The sequence below is a fragment of the Helicobacter sp. genome, from assembly GCF_017502485.1.
Lineage (GTDB): Bacteria > Campylobacterota > Campylobacteria > Campylobacterales > Helicobacteraceae > Helicobacter_B.
The window spans coordinates 1-18656 of record NZ_JAFVUX010000010.1 but is presented as its reverse complement, the minus strand read 5'-3'; the positions used below and the strand labels follow the sequence as shown (position 1 = coordinate 18656).

16 protein-coding genes and 1 pseudogene are annotated in these 18656 nt (G+C 43.1%); 4 read left to right on the top strand and 13 right to left on the bottom strand.

Annotated features, from left to right (window positions below; all coding sequences use genetic code 11):
- Positions 1–6: 6 nt before the first annotated feature.
- From IKB69_RS01910 to tkt, 11 genes and pseudogenes are all read right to left on the bottom strand, one after another.
- A complete protein-coding gene (locus IKB69_RS01910) occupies positions 7–2775 on the bottom strand; it encodes a phosphoenolpyruvate carboxylase (RefSeq protein ID WP_290945551.1) in 2769 nt (922 codons plus the stop codon).
- A gap of 27 nt (positions 2776–2802) precedes the next feature.
- Positions 2803–3639 carry a flagellar motor switch protein FliY gene (fliY, locus tag IKB69_RS01905; protein ID WP_290945549.1) on the bottom strand — a complete coding sequence of 279 codons (837 nt, stop codon included), beginning with the start codon at positions 3637–3639 and terminating at the stop codon, positions 2803–2805.
- 63 nt (positions 3640–3702) lie between these two features.
- On the bottom strand, positions 3703–4770 hold the full coding sequence (fliM, locus tag IKB69_RS01900) for a flagellar motor switch protein FliM (protein WP_290945547.1): 1068 nt from the start codon (positions 4768–4770) through the stop codon (positions 3703–3705).
- On the bottom strand, positions 4770–5459 hold the full coding sequence (locus IKB69_RS01895; protein WP_290945545.1) for an RNA polymerase sigma factor FliA: 690 nt from the start codon (positions 5457–5459) through the stop codon (positions 4770–4772). The genes fliM and IKB69_RS01895 overlap by 1 nt, the downstream gene beginning before the upstream one ends.
- Positions 5456–5800 carry a hypothetical protein gene (locus tag IKB69_RS01890; RefSeq protein ID WP_023930084.1) on the bottom strand — a complete coding sequence of 115 codons (345 nt, stop codon included), beginning with the start codon at positions 5798–5800 and terminating at the stop codon, positions 5456–5458. Before IKB69_RS01890 ends, IKB69_RS01895 begins: the two co-directional genes overlap by 4 nt.
- Before the next feature lie 9 nt (positions 5801–5809).
- Positions 5810–6670, bottom strand: a complete 861-nt coding sequence (locus IKB69_RS01885) for a P-loop NTPase (RefSeq protein WP_290945543.1) — start codon at positions 6668–6670, stop codon at positions 5810–5812.
- 9 nt (positions 6671–6679) lie between these two features.
- Positions 6680–8218, bottom strand: a complete 1539-nt coding sequence (flhF, locus tag IKB69_RS01880; RefSeq protein ID WP_290945540.1) for a flagellar biosynthesis protein FlhF — start codon at positions 8216–8218, stop codon at positions 6680–6682.
- Between the two features lie 38 nt (positions 8219–8256).
- A pseudogene (folK, locus tag IKB69_RS01875) lies at positions 8257–8865 on the bottom strand (2-amino-4-hydroxy-6-hydroxymethyldihydropteridine diphosphokinase); the annotation flags it as partial.
- 31 nt (positions 8866–8896) lie between these two features.
- Positions 8897–9121 carry a hypothetical protein gene (locus IKB69_RS01870; RefSeq protein ID WP_290945538.1) on the bottom strand — a complete coding sequence of 75 codons (225 nt, stop codon included), beginning with the start codon at positions 9119–9121 and terminating at the stop codon, positions 8897–8899.
- A 41-nt stretch (positions 9122–9162) separates the two neighbouring features.
- Complete coding sequence (locus IKB69_RS01865) at positions 9163–9702, bottom strand: penicillin-binding protein activator LpoB (RefSeq protein WP_290945536.1); 540 nt, start codon at positions 9700–9702, stop codon at positions 9163–9165.
- Entirely contained in the window at positions 9696–11642 is a 1947-nt protein-coding gene (gene tkt / locus IKB69_RS01860; RefSeq protein ID WP_290945534.1) for a transketolase, read from the bottom strand. Before tkt ends, IKB69_RS01865 begins: the two co-directional genes overlap by 7 nt.
- A gap of 338 nt (positions 11643–11980) precedes the next feature.
- On the opposite strand from tkt, the gene IKB69_RS01855 reads away from it, so the two are divergent.
- The 4 genes from IKB69_RS01855 to IKB69_RS01840 all read left to right on the top strand — a co-directional run bounded on the left by IKB69_RS01855 (position 11981) and on the right by IKB69_RS01840 (position 15885).
- Positions 11981–12775 carry a hypothetical protein gene (locus IKB69_RS01855; protein WP_290945532.1) on the top strand — a complete coding sequence of 265 codons (795 nt, stop codon included), beginning with the start codon at positions 11981–11983 and terminating at the stop codon, positions 12773–12775.
- A 26-nt stretch (positions 12776–12801) separates the two neighbouring features.
- A complete protein-coding gene (gene grpE / locus IKB69_RS01850) occupies positions 12802–13380 on the top strand; it encodes a nucleotide exchange factor GrpE (protein WP_290945530.1) in 579 nt (192 codons plus the stop codon).
- A 21-nt stretch (positions 13381–13401) separates the two neighbouring features.
- Positions 13402–15288, top strand: a complete 1887-nt coding sequence (gene dnaK, locus IKB69_RS01845) for a molecular chaperone DnaK (RefSeq protein ID WP_290945528.1) — start codon at positions 13402–13404, stop codon at positions 15286–15288.
- A 255-nt stretch (positions 15289–15543) separates the two neighbouring features.
- On the top strand, positions 15544–15885 hold the full coding sequence (locus tag IKB69_RS01840; protein ID WP_290945526.1) for a hypothetical protein: 342 nt from the start codon (positions 15544–15546) through the stop codon (positions 15883–15885).
- A gap of 129 nt (positions 15886–16014) precedes the next feature.
- Here IKB69_RS01840 and IKB69_RS01835 read toward each other — a convergent pair whose 3' ends face one another.
- Positions 16015–16644: a class II aldolase/adducin family protein gene (locus IKB69_RS01835; protein WP_290945524.1), complete on the bottom strand. Its 630-nt coding sequence runs from the start codon at positions 16642–16644 to the stop codon at positions 16015–16017.
- Positions 16645–16654: 10 nt separating this feature from the next.
- Positions 16655–18337, bottom strand: a complete 1683-nt coding sequence (locus IKB69_RS01830; RefSeq protein ID WP_290945522.1) for a hypothetical protein — start codon at positions 18335–18337, stop codon at positions 16655–16657.
- Positions 18338–18656 lie beyond the last annotated feature (319 nt).

The following is an 18656-nucleotide window of genomic DNA, read 5'->3' as shown; positions in this document are numbered from 1 at the left end:
GAGTCCTTACCCTGTATTGCGCAAGCCTTGCGCAATACCAATGATTGTGGAGTGGATTTGCTCCATTAGGCGTGATCGCTTGGCTTCATACGGAGTGCTTAGATACTGCTTGATTAACTCAATTTGCAAGAGATTGAGTGTCATTACGGAATCATTGCGCAAGAAAATGGACTTTTGCAAAGTAGGCTCACTATCAAGGAGATTACTCTCCTTGCGGATAGCAAGGAGCATTTGGGCAGTTTTGTCATACTCTTGTGTAATTTGACCCCAAATAGATTCTGCTATGGCGGAGTCTTGCACGAAGTTGTTATATTGCTTGGCGATACACAAATCCACTTTCAAAAAGGCTTGCGAAATATTGCTAATAGTCGCAGCAAAAAACTCAGACTCTGCATAGCACTCTTGAAGTGCGGACAAATCCACCGCATTAAGCGCGCTTCCTAGCCCATACCACGCAGGGATTATGGAGCGATTTTGCGTCCAAGCAAATACCCACGGGATCGCGCGTAAGTCTTCTACTTTGGTTGTGTCTTTGCGCTTGCTGGGGCGAGAGCCTAGGTTTAGCTGCTGAATAAAGGCAAGTGGCGTAGCTGCCTTGAAGTAGTCAATAAAGCCTTGTGTCTCATACACAAGTTTGCGATAAGTTTTATATGAGATATGAGAAAGTTCTTCCATAAGCTGCTTGTGGTGGGGATTGATAGAGCATTTTGCATCGATATTTGTGGGCATTGCGGCTATCTCTTGTGCGCAGAATACATCATAGCTCGTCTTTTTGAGTAGGGCTGCCATTGTGGATGAGAGAAAAAATTGTGCTGAAGAACTATTAAGGTATTTAGAGCTAATGACTTCACCTTGCTCAGTGGTCTTTAAAAACCCTTGCACACTTCTAGGGGGAGATGCTAGCAGGGCAGATTCTAGTGTCCCACCTCCACGGCTCACACTGCCACCTCTCCCGTGGAATAGCACAAACTCTACACCGAGCTTGCTCTCTAGTGCCTTTAGCTCTTGGATTGCACCATACAGGCTATAATTACTCGCAAAGATCCCCCCATCTTTACTAGAATCCGAATACCCAACCATAATTTCTTGCTGCATACCAATATCGCGCAGATAGTGCGAGTAGTGAGGGTTTGCCACAAGTGTGCGCATAATACCACCAGCACGATTTAGGTCATCAATCGTTTCAAAAAGTGGTGTGATTGCAATGCGTGCGCGTAGCTTGTCCTCTTCTCTTACATTGCTAGATTCTACCCCAGAATCTAGCTTTTTGCTCGGCTTCCAAAGCCCTGTTTGCTTAGCAAACCATAGCACACAAAGCAAGTCGCTTGCATCAGTTGTCATCGATAGGATAAAGGTCTTTAGAATATTTTCATTGATATATTTTTTTCCCCAGACGATGCGCATAAAAATCTCAATGACATTTTGTGTACTCTCACTAAGTTGTTCACTGATTGTGCCTAGCTCAAGCTTAGGACGCGCTAGTGCGGTATTTAGTACCTCGATTTTGCGCTCTTCTTTATAGTTCATAAAGTCATTATCGCAGATTCCAAGTAAGCATAGAATCTCGCCAAGCGCTTGCGCAAAGACATCTTTATGCTCTCTAAAATCTAGGCGCATAAGGTGGAATCCGCCTAAGAGCACAAAGCGTCTAAATTGGCGTAAATATTTACTAGATACACCATCAAGGCTTTCAATAAGCATATCTGTATCAGCGATTAGTTCTTGTGGACAGGAATAGGTATGCGTGATTACGCTTGGCGCATTGACAAAGACAAGGCGATTTTGTAGCTTTTTGATCATTATGTAGAGTTTCGCTCGAAATGGCTCACTAGCGCAAACTTGCGCAATTTTTTCATCGAGAATTGGCATTTCTTTTTGGAGAGATTTGCTAAGACGCGGAGAAGTTTGCGTGCAATCACTGCAGACAGATAGCTCACGCACAAGTCGCTCTAGCTTTTTGATATAAAAGTTAATAACGAGCTTATGCTGGATCTTCATCACTTCTATCATTAAATCATTGGTAACAAATGGATTCCCATCTCTATCTCCACCTATCCAACTTCCTAAGCGGATTGGCGAATGTTTAAGCGGGTGTTCCAACATAGTTTCTATGTATTCAAGCACCTTTTGGCTTGATAATAGGATAGAGTTTTCTATAATGAAGAGCAAATTATCTAGCTCGAAAAGCACTTCGATTTTTTGCGTGCGCACAAGATTGGTTTGCCAAAGTAGATGAAGACGGTACTGGATATGCTCTTTTGCCTTTTTGTCTCCTAGCTCAAAGATTTTGCGTAGATCTTGTGTGATTTCAGAATGTGCTTCCAAAAATGTCCTACGCCTAGACTCTGTGGGGTGGGCAGTGAAAACAGGATAGAAGCAAATAGATTCTAGGATTTTGTCTAAATCTTGCTTGTCAAATCCCTTATGCAAGAGATCATCATAGGCATTTTGTATGCGATCTAGGGGATTTTTGCGGTCGATATTAAAACGCTCTTCGACAATGTTGATTAAGATATTATAGAGAGAAAACGCCTTAATGATCTCCAAAGTCTTGCCCGCACGATTGATGATGTGCAGCTCATCGCGGATTGCTTGGAAGTTTGATTGGTCTTTGGTGGTGCTGGTGTTAGCTTGGAGCTTGGAGTTTAGTGAGAGAAAAAAGTCGCACACTTCTCTATCGACTTTTTGGAGCATTTCTATCATTATCTCTCGGATAAATTGGATTTCTTTATCTAAGGATTGTTCATTGATAATTGGTGTGGTGGCTTGATTCATAGCTTGCTCCTTTGTTTTAATCAAGTCTTAAGAGCCTCTAAGCTGCTCTAATCGCTCGCGCTTTGTCCCAATATCAGTGATTTGTATGCCAAAGTTTCCATCAACAATCACTACTTCACCTTTAGCGATGACTTTATCATCGATAAGTACTTCTAAGGGGTCATTTGCTAGCTGATTTAGCTCTACAACACTCCCTATATCCATAGAGATGACATCTTTTAGCAGCATTTTCTTTTGCCCGATACGCACTTTGATGGTAAGTTTGACATCAAGGAGCATGCCAATATTGCGGATTTCATCTGGATTGAGCATTGCATGCCCTTGCGAGTCGCTAGTAGCTCCTGTATTATCATCGCTATTATCTGGGGCAAAAAGCTGCAAAAACGCCGGAGAAGCGAGAAAGAAAGTATTAGAAGTGATAGAGTTTAGCGAGAAAGAAAACTCGTGTGCTTCTGTAAAATTGCTAAGCGCGCTGACATTTTGTATGATCTCTATTTTTTGCGGGGCGAAGCTGATTTTGGAGACATCTTTTTGCGATCCCATAGCCGTGGATACTGCACCTAGGATATTGGAGTTGATTTCTTTGAGCGCATCTAGGTCATCGCTGGTCGCTTCTGGCTGGCTTTGTCCATCACCACCTAGCATAAGATCTGATAAAGCGGTGGCAAGATCAATGGGATTAAGAATAGCGATAGTGCCAATAGTATCGCCCGTAAAACTAATAGTAGTTAGCACGCAAGGAAAGTTTTTTACCAAATCAGCGACAGATCCGCTTTTGACATTGGCGATGGTGGGAGTGCTACCGGTGAGCCCCTCTATCGTTTGTGTCGCTTCTTGAGCAAGAAGTTTGATAAATTGTTCCATTACTGTAGTCCTTTGGTGCGCTTTAATGTGCTAGATTCTAGCATTTTTTGCTTCTCTTGCGGTTTATTCCTCTTCATCTTCACTCTCTTCGGTGTCGATTTTATTTTTACGCTGGGTTTCTAGCATTTCTAGGATCTCCTTGACCTTGTCTTTCTCTGTTAGGATTTCTTCTTGGATCTTAATACTCTTGCGGAATCGCTGCAAACCGATAGTAGCAAGATATTTTTCTCGACCATCGATACTGACAATGACATTATTGCTTGCAGTTTCATTAAGCCGTATGACATCACCACTTTGCAAGTCAAGCACTTCTTTTAGACTAAGATTCGTCCCGCCAATAAATGCCTCTACATTCACATCAGCTCCACCAATTAGGGCCTGTAGCTCTTTGTTGCGCGATTTTTTGCTACTAGTTTCTCCTAGCATTAAGTCCCTACTGCCAAGTCGTGGCAGTACGGTTTCAAGTGATATGACAGGGTAACAGATATTAATCATACCACTACTATGCCCGATGATAAGCTCCATAACTACCATAATGACAATTTCATTTTGCGCGACAATTTGCACGACATTGGGGCTTGACTCCTTAGCATCAATGCTTGGGAACATATCGGTTACAGAACTCCACGCATCTTTTAGTGTCTGCATAATTTGGCGCAAGATGGTATCAAGCAAATTGATTTCAATATCGCTAAACTCTCGCGAGTTGTCGTAAGGATCGCCTTTACCACCTAAAAGCCTATCAATCATAGGGAAGACAATGCTAGGATTTATCTCTAAAACGCCCGTGCCATCAAGGGGTTTCATAGAGAATACATTGAAGCTTGTGGGGCTTGGGAGACTCATTAAAAACTCCCCATAAGTCATTTGATCAACACTATGGAGCTGGATTTCTACAATAGAGCGCATAATGGCTGAAATCTGACTAGAGAGTGCGCGTGCCATTTTATCGTGGATTGATCGGAAAGCGCGTAGCTGCTCCTTGCTGACACGATTTGGACGCTTAAAGTCATAGAGCGTTACAGACTTTTGTGGGAGAATATCTTGCTTTTGGAGTGTCTCATCGCTCTCGCCATCATCGACAGCTTCTAATAGGGCGTCGATTTCTTCTTGACTTAGTATATCAGCCATTATTTTTCTCCCAAGCTATTGCGGATTTTTTTAATCACCTCTTTAGTGATTTGTGAGATTCTAGATTCTGTGATATTTAAGATATCTTTAATCTCGCTGAGATTTAGCTCTTCTAGGAAGTAGAGCTGTATGATGAGCTGCTCGCGCTTTGAAAGGGTCTTTAGGACATTGTGGATTTTTTCTATCAATTCTTCTTTTTCTAATTTATCAGTAATATTGGTAGTCTCCATTAGATTGTATTGCTCATCAATTGGCACAAGTATATAGATATCTGAAGCGATTTTTGCTTCTCTAATTTTCTCCACACTCTCACCAAGCACGCTAGAGAGATACTCGTCACTTGGCTCTTCTTCGTGCTCATTGAAGTATTTGCTCACTTCCATATCGATTGCTTTAATAAGCTTGCGATTTGCCCTAGAGATGACATCAAGTGAGCGCAAGTAGTCAAGCATAGCCCCATAAACACGCGATTTGGCATAGCCCCAAAAAGAGTCATTTAAGCCTTCATCATACCGTCTAGCAAGCTTGATAAGCTCTTCTGTGCCTATAGAGATAAGCTCGCTTACTTCAAGGTGAGATGGCAATCGCTCTTTCATACGATATGCCATAGCCTTTACTGCCGGGAGATATTGTATCGCTAGCTGGTCTTGGGAGAATTGCTTCTCGTTTGCATAGCCGTTGTTTCTCACTTTTGCGCCTTTTTCTTGGAGACTTCTTTGTCTTCAGAGAAGTCAAAGTTGTTGATAAATTGCCTAATCGCACGCGCTTGCCGCTCTGTTTGATCAAACTCACTATCAAAATACTCAAGCTGCCGCTCTATAAAGTCTTTATTAGCAAGCATAGAGCGTTTAGGCTCGATGATATAGATATAAATTGCTGCCATTGTAAGAGAGATTAGATACATAGAGATCGTTACAACAATAGTCATAAAGAGCATATGCTCCGGCTCTTCAAATTTCATAATCCCAATGGCAAGCCCTATGAAAAACCCAGCCACAACAGAGAGATTGATAAAATTTGATACACGCATAGTAGTCCTTTACAAATATCCTAGCAAACGCTTAAAAAAGCTTCCAATGCTTTTCTTTGGTGTATTAAGCATATTATGTTCCACTTTGTTGATAAGACTCTGCGCTACTTCTTGCATTGTTATGGAGAATATATTGTGTGGCTCGCTTTGGCAGATAAGTTTGCGGTGTAGTATTGCCTTTTTTACCGCGGTATTATGCTCAAAGCCACCAAGTAGTGTGAGCGAGAGATTAGGGATATTTGCTTTAGCGACATTAGAGATTGTGGTGAAAACTTGAGTGATTTGGTTGGCTGAAGAAGCCATATTGACAAGCATCATACACTCATTGGTAAATTTCGAGCTTACCTTTAGCATAGCGTAGGCATCGGCTTTCGCGCTTGGCTCTGGGGTAGTGATGACAATGATATGATCGCTTGCTTGCAAAAAGGCTTGTGTAAGCGTGCTAATTCCAGCACCTGTATCGACTATCACATAATCAAAGAGATCCCAAATCGCAGCTTCACTAGCAAAATCTGCAAGCATACTTGAAGCAGAATACTTAAGGATCTCCTCCCCACTATCGCCAGGGATTAGGTAAAGTCCTTTGCTAATTTCATACACTACTTCTTTAAAATCTGCCTGTCCTTTGAGCGCGTGCAAGATGTTTTTCTCCGTTTTTACGCCAAATATTAGATCAAGATTTGCTAGCCCAATATCTGCATCAAAGACACCGACTTTATAGCCTAGTTGATTGAGTGAGTAAGCGAGATTTGCCGAGATATTAGATTTGCCTACACCGCCTTTGCCTGAAGTTATGGCGATAAATTTTGCGGTACTTTTTTTACTGGCTTGCATCATAGATTCTAGGCTGGCAGCTTGGTTTTTTTGCATACTAGCTCCTTATTGGGGTTTGCTTGGGTAGAAAAACCCACTAATAAGACAATCGGCTAGATACATATTATCTGCTACGACAACATCGCTTGGTACTTCTTGCCCTATGGTTAGATAGCTTACAGGCTTTTTGGTTTCATGCACGAGTGAAAAGATATTGCCAAGTCCGCGTGCTTCATCAAGCTTGCTAAAGATGAAGGTATCTACCCCAAGCTCGCCAAAGGCATTATATGCATCTTTTAAATCTTCATATTTTGTGCTGGCAGAGAGCACAAGCGTTACATCAATTTTATACTCATCATTGCGGATAAATCGCTTTAGCTCATTGATTTTCTCTCTATCGTGCTGGGAGTGTCCAGCAGTATCTATTAAAATATAATCACAATAGCTTAGTGCCTCAATCTTGTTGATAAAATCATCACTCTCGCTCACAGAATCTATGCTAATACGCATTTTTCTCGCATACCAAGCAAGCTGCTCCATAGCCCCGATGCGATAGTCATCAAGCGTGATAATGCCGACTTTTTTCTTCTCTGGTAGAATCTGGGAGTAGCGCGCTGCAAGCTTTGCTAGCGTGGTGGTCTTGCCAACCCCTGTTGGACCTACTAGCATAATGATCTTTTTGCCCACGCTATTTTCCTTGCGGCAGTAGATCATCTTGCGCAATACTTCACGGAAGTAGCGACGGATTGTTTGGCTCTGCTCGCGCATTTTTAGAGGCATAAACTCTAAACTTAGACGCATTATTTCTTCTAAATGGCTTTTATTCATACCGCTATTTTTGGCGATGCGATAGATTTCTGCAAATTCTTTAGGGATTGCTACACTCATATTTTTTGGGGATTTTTCATCCCATAATGTGTTTTGTATCAGCTTGATTTTGTCATTAAGCTTTTTTAGCTCACTTTGGATTTCTTTGATATTGCTTGTTTCATCAATAGGCGTGAAAGTCGCTTGAGTTTTGGGACTGGCATCTAGCTTTGCCATTTTGCTTGACTCGCCCTTGGCTTTTGCGTCTTGTATAGACTCTAGCGCATTGGCGTAGCCTTTGGGGATTTTGGAGGTAGATTCTATCTCTGTTGGCTCGATAAGCTCTCGCGCTTTAGGTTCTTTGGTTTCTTGCGCTTTGGCGATAAGCGCACTAGCTTCTGGCATAGAAGTGGGTAGTCCTGCTAGTTTGCTTATCTCACGCACGGTGTTGGAAAGCTCAATGGTTACATCATCATCAAAGATATGGCTAAGGCTACGCTGCTTTTTTTTCGCAGCGATTTCTTTCTCTGCTATGGCTTCAAGCCGTTTTTGAATGCTATTGTTTGGTAGGGGATTGGCAGCTTCTTCTTGCTTGTCTGTGGAAGTCTTGGGGACTTCTTGCAGGGGGCTAGCAATAGGAGATTCTATGCCCACAACTAGCTCATAAAGTGCGTTTTGGTTTAGGCTCTTCTTGCGCACTTCTCGAGTCTTTAAAATCATCGCATCATCGCCTAGCTCATCGCGCACCTTTTTGAGTGCTTCTGCTGGAGTTTCTCCTGTGAAAGTAAAGGTTTGCACGGCTTACTCCTTGTAGATTGATAGATTGATTTAGATTCTAGCACTTGCTTTAGCGCAAAGCCTAGCGGTAGCAAGACGGAATCTCTTGTGCGGCATCCGTGATGCGGGATTGTAAGATATGGTCGCTTTATAATCACTTTATCATAGAAAATTATGTCAATATCTAGTGTTCGAGGCGCGTTTTTAAATGCACGCCTTCTGCCCCTGCCAAACCGCCGCTCCAAATAAAACACACGCGCAAAAAGTTCGATGAGATTCAGATCTGTGCCTAGTGTGATGGTGGCATTATAAAAATAAGGTTGATTAGGATAGCCAAAGGGTGGATTATAGAGAATTGGGCTTGTAGCAAGCAAAGTGCAAGAGCGCGTAAGAGAGTCTAGCAGGTGGGCAAACCGTTGGCAGATTGCCTGTTTCGTGCCAAGATTTGCCCCTATGCCTAGGGTGATGATGTGGCGGTGTTTGGGGGGTAGATTCTGGGGCTTGCATAGCTTGTGCACTATGTTTGCTTGTGCGTTGTGGATAGGGAGGGGCTTGGTTTGTTGCAAGGCAAGCAGGGCTTGGTAGCGCAAGGTGGCAGAGTGCTTTAGATAGTGTGGGCTTGTGCGGGGGGTATGCGTAGGGAAGCTAGGAGCTAGAATCCAGCGCATGCTAGAACCCACTTTTAAATCCATTTGTCCCCTAGAATCCACTTTTGCTCCTTTTGGACTTTTTCAATCCACTTGTGTGGATTTTTTGTGGATTGCCACGCTGTCGTTGTTGCAGCGACTCGCAATGACGGAATTGTGGCGTTTTTCTCAAAAATCCTAGAATCCATTTTTGAAAATGCCAAAATTTAAGCGAGTCAGCACGGGATTCTAGGATTTGCGGTGGGGCTATAGTTGCCCCAAAAATCGTGTAATACAAAGCCAAATCCCCCAGAACTTACCATACCGGGAGTAGGAATCCTAACCCCATATTACACACCCGCTTTTTAGATCAGTTAGCACAAAAAGGAAGCCATAATCAACGCGCACCCTATTGCCCACACTGTTTGTTCGCTGGATAATCTTGCCACTAAGTAAGAGATCAGGGGCTAGGAGTGTGCCATCTTCTTGGGCGGTGTATTTGGTAAGCTCCCTAGAATCTGTGAGTAAAATATCTGTGCTAGAACCACTGCCAATAATGGAGTTTGCGAGAGTAAATTTCTTGATCTTTAGTAAAATGCTCGTGATCTTGTGGCTTAAAAATTCTACTTCAATGTCATCATCTGTAAGATTGCGCAAATCAGCTATGGCTAGGATTTTCTGCCCTTGTGGCTCGCGTATAAAGCTAGATTCTAGGAGCTTATGTGTGGTTTTCTCTACCACTGCTTCTATATCGTGGCGGTCAATGCCTATGGAGCTAAAGTCTTTAGAGTCTGTGATGTAGTCAGGGGACTTTTTGGCTTGTGCTAGAGCTAGCGTAAGCAGTGTGCCCATACAGATCGTAAATGCGTGTTTTAGCATAGAAGCTCTTTAGCAAGTCTAGCGATATTCTCTGCGCTGAAGCCAAAATGCACGAATAGCTCTTCACCCTTAGCCGACTTGCCAAAGCCCTTTATACCTAGCACTAAGTCTGCGAAGCGATAAAGCTCATCGCCCCTAGCAGCCTCTACTGCTAGTACTTTGCCAGCAAAAAGTTCTTTATGGTAGCTAGAATCTTGCTCACATAAGAGCTCAAAGCAGGGCATACTTACCACGCGCGTAGCAATGCCTCTAGATTCTAGCAGCTCTTGGGCCTGCAGGCATAAAGACACTTCACTCCCACTTGCAAGCAGAGTGATTTGCACGCTAGATTCTAGGGCGGAATTTTTTTTGATATAGCCACCTTTTTGTGCTTGGTTTTTTGCTACAGGCTCTAGCACTGGGAGATTTTGGCGTGAGAGTATAAAGGCGCTTGGTGTGCTAGATTCTAGTGCTACTTGCCAGCAGGCGATGTTTTCATTGGCATCGGCTGGGCGGAAAACTAGGAGATTTGGCATAGCGCGGAAGTGGCTTAACTGCTCGATGGGCTGATGAGTCGCGCCATCTTCACCCACGCCGATAGAATCATGTGTAAAGATATAAAACACCTTTGCTCTCATAATACTAGCGATTCGCACGCTCGCACTCATATAATCACTAAAGACAAAAAATGTTGCACAAAATGGCAGGAAAAGCCCATAGTTAGCAAAGGCGTTGGTAATCGCACCCATAGAATGCTCGCGGATACCAAAGTGGAGATTGTTGCCATCGGGGAAGTCGCTAGAACCTAGTAGGGTAGTATTGTTGCTAGGAGCTAGATCTGCGCTGCCACCGATGAAGTTTGGCAAGGCTTTGGCTAGGGCATTTAAAATTTTGCCATTACTCACGCGCGTGGCTAGGGAATCTCCTTGCGTGAAAGTGGGGTAGGAGATAGAATCTAGCCTTGAGGTTATGGGTGAGCTTAGTGTCTCTAGCATAGATTTTGCCTGCGCACTTAAGCCTTGCTCCCACAAAGCTTCTAAGCTCGCACCCTTCTCCATACAAGTGCGCAGTAAAAATGCCACTTCATTGCTGATAGAAAAACCCTGCTTACTAATGCCTGCTTGCTCCCTTGCCTTAGTGATAAGCTCTGCGCCTAGTGGCGCGCCGTGTGTTTTATGATTGCCTTCAAGCTCTAGCGCACCCTTGCCGATGGTGGTGTGCATAATGATTAGGCTTGGAAGTTTGCTAGCTTTGGCGGATTCCAGTGCGGAATTTATCGCTAGCAGATCGTGTCCATTGGCTTCAAAGACACTAAAGTTTTGTGCTTCAAATCTTGCGCGCACATTTTCGCTAAAGGCGATTTTTGTATCGCCCTCTATGGTTATGCCATTAGAATCATAGATAATGATGAGTTTTTCTAGCTTATGCAAGCCAGCAAGCGAGCAAGCTTCATAGCTGATACCCTCTTGTAAATCTCCATCACCACAAAGGCAGTAGATAGAATGATCCAAAACGCTTGCGCTAGAATCTAGCAAGGCATTAGCGCGCTTTTGCGCTAGGGCAAACCCCACGGCATTGGCTATGCCTTGCCCTAGTGGTCCTGTGGTGATCTCTACACCCGGTGTGTGGGCAAACTCCGGGTGTCCGGGTGTGAGAGAGTCAAGCTGGCGGAATGCTTGCAAATCTTGCATACTTACATCAAAGCCCCATAAATGCAGTAGTGCATACACAAGTGCGCTTGCGTGCCCACCGCTAAACACTAGGCGATCGCGATTGAGCCAGCGTGGATTCTTGGGATTTAGGCGCAAATGGTGGCTTAGGACAATTGCAACTTCTGCTAGTCCCATAGGTGCGCCGGGGTGTCCGCTATTAGCACGCTGCACAATATCAGCGCAGAGATAGCGCAACTCTTGGGCGGCTTGGGTGAGTAGGGGAAGATTCTCATCAGTGATAGCAGACATACTAGATCCTTGCGTGGAAGTATTGCCAAGCTCCTAGGTGTGATTAGAATCTCGCAGTGTGCTAGATTCTAGGGTGGCTTGAATAGCCACGCATTGTGCCTAAAAATCCTTATAATATTTCTTAAAATCACACGACTTATGCTTGCGTGGTATGCACCTAGTGAGAAATATTATTTCTATGTAGTAAAGATTTATTAGTGTATATCACTAACTAAAGTTTATACTACTAGACTAATATTTAGTAATTTTTAGCAATCTTTTCTTATAAATGCTAATTTCATTTACTTTTGTGGGTTAGAATTCTGTCCGTTGTAGTTAGCAATCAAAGGCTTTATACTATGCAGAAAAAGGAATTCTTGCTTAATCATTTGATCAAGCAATATGTTAAATGCCAAGAACCCATCGGGTCAGAATCGTTAAAGAGCTGCTTGCAGGGGAAGTTTTCTTCTGCGACTATTCGCAACTACTTTAAGATTCTAGGGCAAGAGGGCGTGCTTGTGCAGACACATATTAGCAGTGGTCGCGTACCTACGCGCGCTGCTTTGCGGAATTATTGGCGAGAAGTCTTGCAGCCTGCGTGTGTTGAGCCAGAGATTGATACTACACAGCTCCACTCTCTATGTGATGAGTTTGGGCTCACCTGTGCCCTGCGTCTTGCAAAGTCTCAGAAACTCTTGCGTGTGCTAGAGGTAGAAGCGGGTGATGGTGGCGCGATTGTGTTGGTGTTTGAGCATGATTGTGTGGCTATCCCCTTTGTCGCCTCTATGGCACGCTTTTGTCAAGAGCTTGTGGGCGTGGCAATCGACGATATGCAAAGGATCGCGCAAGATGTGTGCGCAAATACGCTAGCTCAAGCTCTAAGATCCTTACAAAGCGTGGAGAAAACACGTTTTTTTGGTTTAGGGTTTTTGGGCGAGATGTTTGCGCAAGCTCCGCAGAGTGCGCTAGAGATTGTTAATGGCGATTTGTTTGCTAGAGTTGATTGTGCTTTGCATTTCCCAGATTCTAGCGATTACCTTGTGATCGCGCATAGTGCGCAAGTGCTAGGACAGGCGACCAAAATGCTCTGCATTGGGCGACTTGATAGGGACTATCAGGGCTTTTATGAAGCACTAGAGTCCAAAGCATCATAGAGAATCTTAACTCTTAAGGAGTGCGTATGCAAGAAGAAATAGAAGAGACGATAAAAGAGCCACACACACAAGATGAGCAGGCTACACAAGAAGCGCGTGAGACACAAGCGCAGGATGTGGGTGAAGCACTAGAATCTAGCGCAGACTCTAGTGAGCCTAGAGAGTCTAGTGTGCCAATTATGCAGCAAGCTTACAAAGAGCTTGAAGAGAAGTATATGCGGGCGTATGCGGATTTTGAGAATGTTAAAAAGCGACTAGAGCGCGATAAGAATCAAGCACTAGAATACGCGTACGAAAAAATCGCAAAAGACTTGCTCCCCATCTTAGATGCGCTTGATAGGGCTAAAGAAGTAGCCAAAGATCACAGTGCGATTTTAGAAGGAATAACCCTTGTGCAAGAGAATTTCCTAAAGATCCTTAGTCGCCACGGCGTGGAGACGATTGATATAAGCGGGGAGTTTGACCCAAACTTGCACGAGTGTATTATGCAAGTGGCAAAGCCAGAAGCACAAGATGGGCAGATTGCCCAAGTAATGCAGCAAGGATATAAGTATAAAGAGCGCACCCTGCGTCCAGCGATGGTCGCCGTGGTGAAAAACAACTAATCTCAATACAAAGGATACAGAATGGCAAAAGTAATTGGAATCGACTTAGGGACTACAAACTCTGCAATGGCAGTGTATGAAGGGAATGAAGCAAAAATCATTGCCAATAAAGAGGGTAAAAACACTACCCCTTCAATCGTGGCATTTACTGATAAAGGCGAGATTCTAGTGGGCGAGCCAGCAAAAAGACAGGCGATCACCAATCCGCAAAAGACAATCTACTCTATTAAGCGTATTATGGGACTTATGCTTAATGAAGACAAAGCTAAGCAAGCTCAAGAGCGACTACCCTATAAAATCGTAGATAGAAATGGTGCTTGTGCGGTAGAAATTTTGGATAAAACTTATACACCTCAAGAAATTTCGGCAAAAATTTTGATGAAAATCAAAGAAGATGCGGAGAGCTACTTGGGCGAGAGTGTTACAGAAGCGGTGATCACCGTGCCAGCCTATTTCAATGATGCACAAAGAAAAGCGACAAAAGAAGCTGGCACAATCGCAGGGCTTAATGTATTGCGCATTATCAATGAACCTACTTCTGCCGCACTTGCTTATGGGCTAGATAAAAAAGAAGCGGAAAAGATTATGGTTTATGACTTAGGAGGTGGGACATTTGATGTAACGGTGCTTGAAACTGGTGATAATGTTGTAGAAGTGCTTGCTACAGGAGGCGATGCGTTCTTAGGTGGAGATGACTTTGATAATCGCATTATCGATTGGGCGGCGAGTGAATTTAAAGGTGAGAGTGGTATTGATATTAAGCAGGATATTATGGCACTACAGCGGCTTAAAGATGCCGCAGAAAATGCCAAAAAGGAGCTTAGTAGCGCACAAGAAACAGAAATCAACCTACCCTTTATCACTGCAGACAGTAGCGGTCCAAAGCACTTTGTCAAAAAGCTTTCCCGCGCGAAGTTTGAGAGCCTAATTGATGATCTAGTTAATGAGACAATTAAAAAAATCGATGCGGTGATTAAAGATGCTGGGCTTAGTAAGGGTGATATTAGTGAAGTGGTGATGGTGGGGGGTTCTACTAGAATTCCAAAAGTGCAAGAGAGAGTTAAAGACTTCATTGGCAAAGATCTCAATAAGTCTGTTAATCCTGATGAAGTTGTAGCGGTGGGCGCGGCGATCCAAGGCGGTGTTTTAAAAGGCGATGTGAAAGATGTACTACTACTTGATGTGACACCTTTGAGCCTCGGGATTGAAACACTTGGTGGGGTGATGACGCGTGTGATTGATAGGGGGACAACCATTCCTGCTAAAAAGACACAGACTTTCTCGACTGCTGAAGATAATCAGCCAGCTGTTACCATCCGTGTGTTACAAGGAGAGAGAGAGCTTGCTAGGGATAATAAGTTGCTAGGCAACTTTGATTTGCAAGGTATTCCACCAGCCCCTCGCGGTGTGCCACAAATTGAAGTAACCTTTGATATTGATGCCAATGGGATTTTAACAGTATCAGCCAAGGATAAAGTGAGTGGTAAATCCCAAGAGATCAAAATCACTGGTTCAAGTGGGCTTTCAGATTCTGAAATTGAAAAAATGGTCAAAGATGCTGAGCTTCATAAAGAAGAAGATGCCAAGCGCAAAGGCGCGATAGAGTCGCGCAATATGGCAGACTCGCTTGTGTATCAAACGGAGAAGACCCTAGTGGAGATGAAAGACAAGCTAGAATCTAGCGAGATAGAGAAGATCAATACTGCATTAGAAGAGCTAAAATCAGTGTTAAAAGATGAGAACGCGACAAAAGAGCAAATAGACGAGAAGTTAAAGGCTCTTACGGAAGTAAGCCATAAGCTCACAGAAGCAATGTATGCCAAAGAAAATCCGCAAGGAGCGCAAGCACAAGATGCGCAGAAGAAAAAGGGCAAAGATGATGATGTCATTGATGCAGAAGTGGAGTAGATGGTAATTGTGCTAGCTCTTACTGGCAAGCAAAGGGCGCGTAAGCGCACACGCATTGCCAGCGTATAAAAGCCGACTACCTTTATCTCGCCATAGAGTAACTTATTGCTTTGCACAATAAAAAAGGAGATATTATGCCAAAGAGCGTTATATACAAAGGACACAGGTATGTTAGAATTGATAATATAGAGCAAAGGATAAAAGGGATAGATGCTACTATTAAAAGTTGTGAGAATACAATAAAGCGAAAGCTTATTGCATCTGATAGGGCTTGCAATATATAATAAAGTCCCATCTCAACATCTTGGCGGTATTGTAAAAACACGGGTTACAAAAGATTTGCAAAATTATATAATATATATAACTTGTCAAATTACAAATCCAAGTAAAAATTTAGATGATTGCTATACTTTGGCACACGAGTTAGGCGAAGTTCAAAGAATTATCATCAATACGATTACAAAAGCTATGAGAGGAATAGGCAAGCCGTTGAACTTCTTGCCAAATATACAAAATAACCAAAAAAATAATCTAAAGATTACGCTAGATTTTAGGCTTAAGCCAGATATTATAAAAAGATTGCAAGGCGATGTATGACAAGAGAAGCGTTACTCAAGGCTAGTATTGCTGAATTTGAGGACAATAAGAAAAATGCTGAAGTCTATCAATGCAGGCGAGTGCCTACTGATAGTGGCTATGTTTATTTAATCAAGGATAGGCTAGAGTCTAAATTTCAAAGAGGCTTTCATCAGTGTAGCTTTGATCGATTATATTATTAAAGTGTAGTATCTTGCAGCTATTTTCTACTACAGATACGAGTTTTACAAGTGCAGAGAGGTCGCGCCCATAACCATAGATCCCGCAGCCTTTGAGTAAAACAAAGTTTGTGGCATTAGTCTTAAAGTAGCGCACGATGTCCGTGTCTGCACGCTCATACAATGTCTCATACTCTTTAGAATCTAAAATCTTGCTAGTTCTCCCAAGTATCCTGCATCCTAGATAGTCAATAGGCTTTATTACATCGTGCTTTAGGGAGTAGGAAGTCGCATAAGGAGCGTGGGAATACACCACAAAGCGCGCTTCTAAAAAGTTGCGATAAATATTTGCGTGGATAAAGCTATCAAGGCTTGCTTCTTGCCAGCGATAGTCTTCTTTGTCGTGGAGCGTGATAAAAGAGTTGTGATCCATTTTGTCAAGCAAGGCATCTTTGCGATTTATGAGAAAACTATTTGCTCCAAGGCGTGCAGATATTGAGCCATAAAACACGCCAAGCAAGCCGCTTTGACACAGAGAGTGCGCCATATCGGCTAGGTAGTTGATTGTAGGGGAGTCGATGTTTTTTGTATGGATATTCATTTAGGCATCCTTAGTGGTTTGGTAAGACTTTTATGCGTCTTTGTGCCGCAGTATTAGGGAATGCTTCATCAAAGATCATATCCTTGCTTGTATGAGAGAAAGAGTAGGCAACTTTGCCTTCCTTGTCATAGAGTGTGCCTTGAATCATTGTGCCCTCTACATAGTGGTGCTCAAACTGCAAAGCCCCATTTGAAAAAAAGCCCTTTTGTATGGTGATTTCCTCGCCTTCTAGGACAACTACTTCTGTGTCTAATATGCCATCTTTGTAGCTTTGTGTGATGGTTTTTTCCGGGGATTCTTGGCTTTTTGTAAGTAGCTGCCCTTGTGGAGTATAGTGCCAAGTTGTCCTAAGTGGTGCGCTGGCATCGTGAAGGATTTTAGATTCTAGGCGTGAGTCTTGCGTGTAGTAAGAACTGCTAGCTTGTATGGGTGTAATGGTGCTATCGCTTGCCAATGCACCATTTTGGTGGAATATCCGCACGCGTTTGTGTCTAGAATCTTTAGTGATTTCTAGGGCGACTTGCTGGCTAGCTTCATAGAGCCATAGTTTTTGTGTGTTAGTGCTTTTGCCTTTTATGATAGAGTGCGCTTTGTCTTTTGGGGCTATGGAGTAGTAGGTCGATCCATTTTCCTCGTAGTTTTCATAAGGTGCGACAAGCACGCCAAGCTCATAGTGAGATTTATATGCTGGGGTTTGCTGTGGGTAGTTATAGACAATTTCCTCGCCGTGTAAAAACCCATTGTAATAATTGCGAGAGATTTTGATGATGGCATTTTCGCCGTAGGTTTGTGTCTGCCCTTGCAACACGCCCTTATCATAGTGCTGTTTGAAGACGATCTTACCATTAGCATAGCCTATGGATTCTCCTTGCTTTTTGCCATAGTGGTAGTGTGCGAGCGAGTTAGTGTTTTGATAAGTGGAGCTATCTGCAAGATCCAAGGCTGTCTCAAAAGTGCCGTGTAAAATACCATTATCGTAGTCTTTAGAGCTAATGGGTATGCCTTGGTGATAGAGCATAGTTTTTCCGTGTTTTTTGCCATTTTTATAGCTACTTTCTAGGCGTCTGTCTGGGGGGATATAGGTGATTACTATGCCATCTATTTGTCCATTTTTGTATGGGATTTCTCGTGTGATTTGCCCATTTTGGTAGGTAGTGCTGATCCCATCCAGCACATCATTTTTGAAGCTCAATCTAGCGCGCAAATCGCCCGCAGGTCCATAGAGCTCTACAAAGGTAGAACCAGAATCAAATGATTTTTTGGCTGTGATGTGCTGGTGATCATCCTTTAATGTTGAGGAGCTTAGAATGTCTTTTGCGCCGATGTTTAGTGGCAGTGGAATAAATTCTGCAGATTCCGCGGATTCTAGCCCACGCTCATGTGTCGCATTGTTGTTATTTGTGTTGATTTTTTGTGCTGGTGTGTCTGGACTTTTGTGGGCTTGGGGCTTTTGTGGAGGTGTTTGCGTAGATTTTGGTGGGTTTGTTGCTTGACTTTGGGTGGATTTTGGAGCGGATTTTGGTTTAGTAGAGTGCGCGGAGACCATTTGCTCTAGACGGCTTGTTTGTAGCTGGGTTTTGGCAGGCGTAGAATGCATACAAGCTTGCAGTGAGAGTCCAATGATTATGGCGCAGATGGTTAATAGTACGGGTGTGTGGCGCGCATAGCAATGTGTTGTATTTTGGTGGACCATGGCTTTACTCCATTTTCTTAGGTTCTAGTGCGGTAGCTTGTAGATCTCGTAATTCGATTTTGTGATAATCTCAATTATAGCAGACAATCTGCCAGCTATAAGCGTGGTATTATAACCACTTCATACGCTACACGCTTGGTTTGGATTTATTAATCATATATTTCACTTATTTTTAATCTTTTCCAATCCCTTTCAGCAACATTTAAGTAATGAATCTATAATATTCTGCTTCCCAAAATTTCATAGCATTTAGCTTTCTTATTCCAGCTTTTATCATAATTTAAAGTGTGGTTTGGATCGCGATATTGTTATTTTTGGT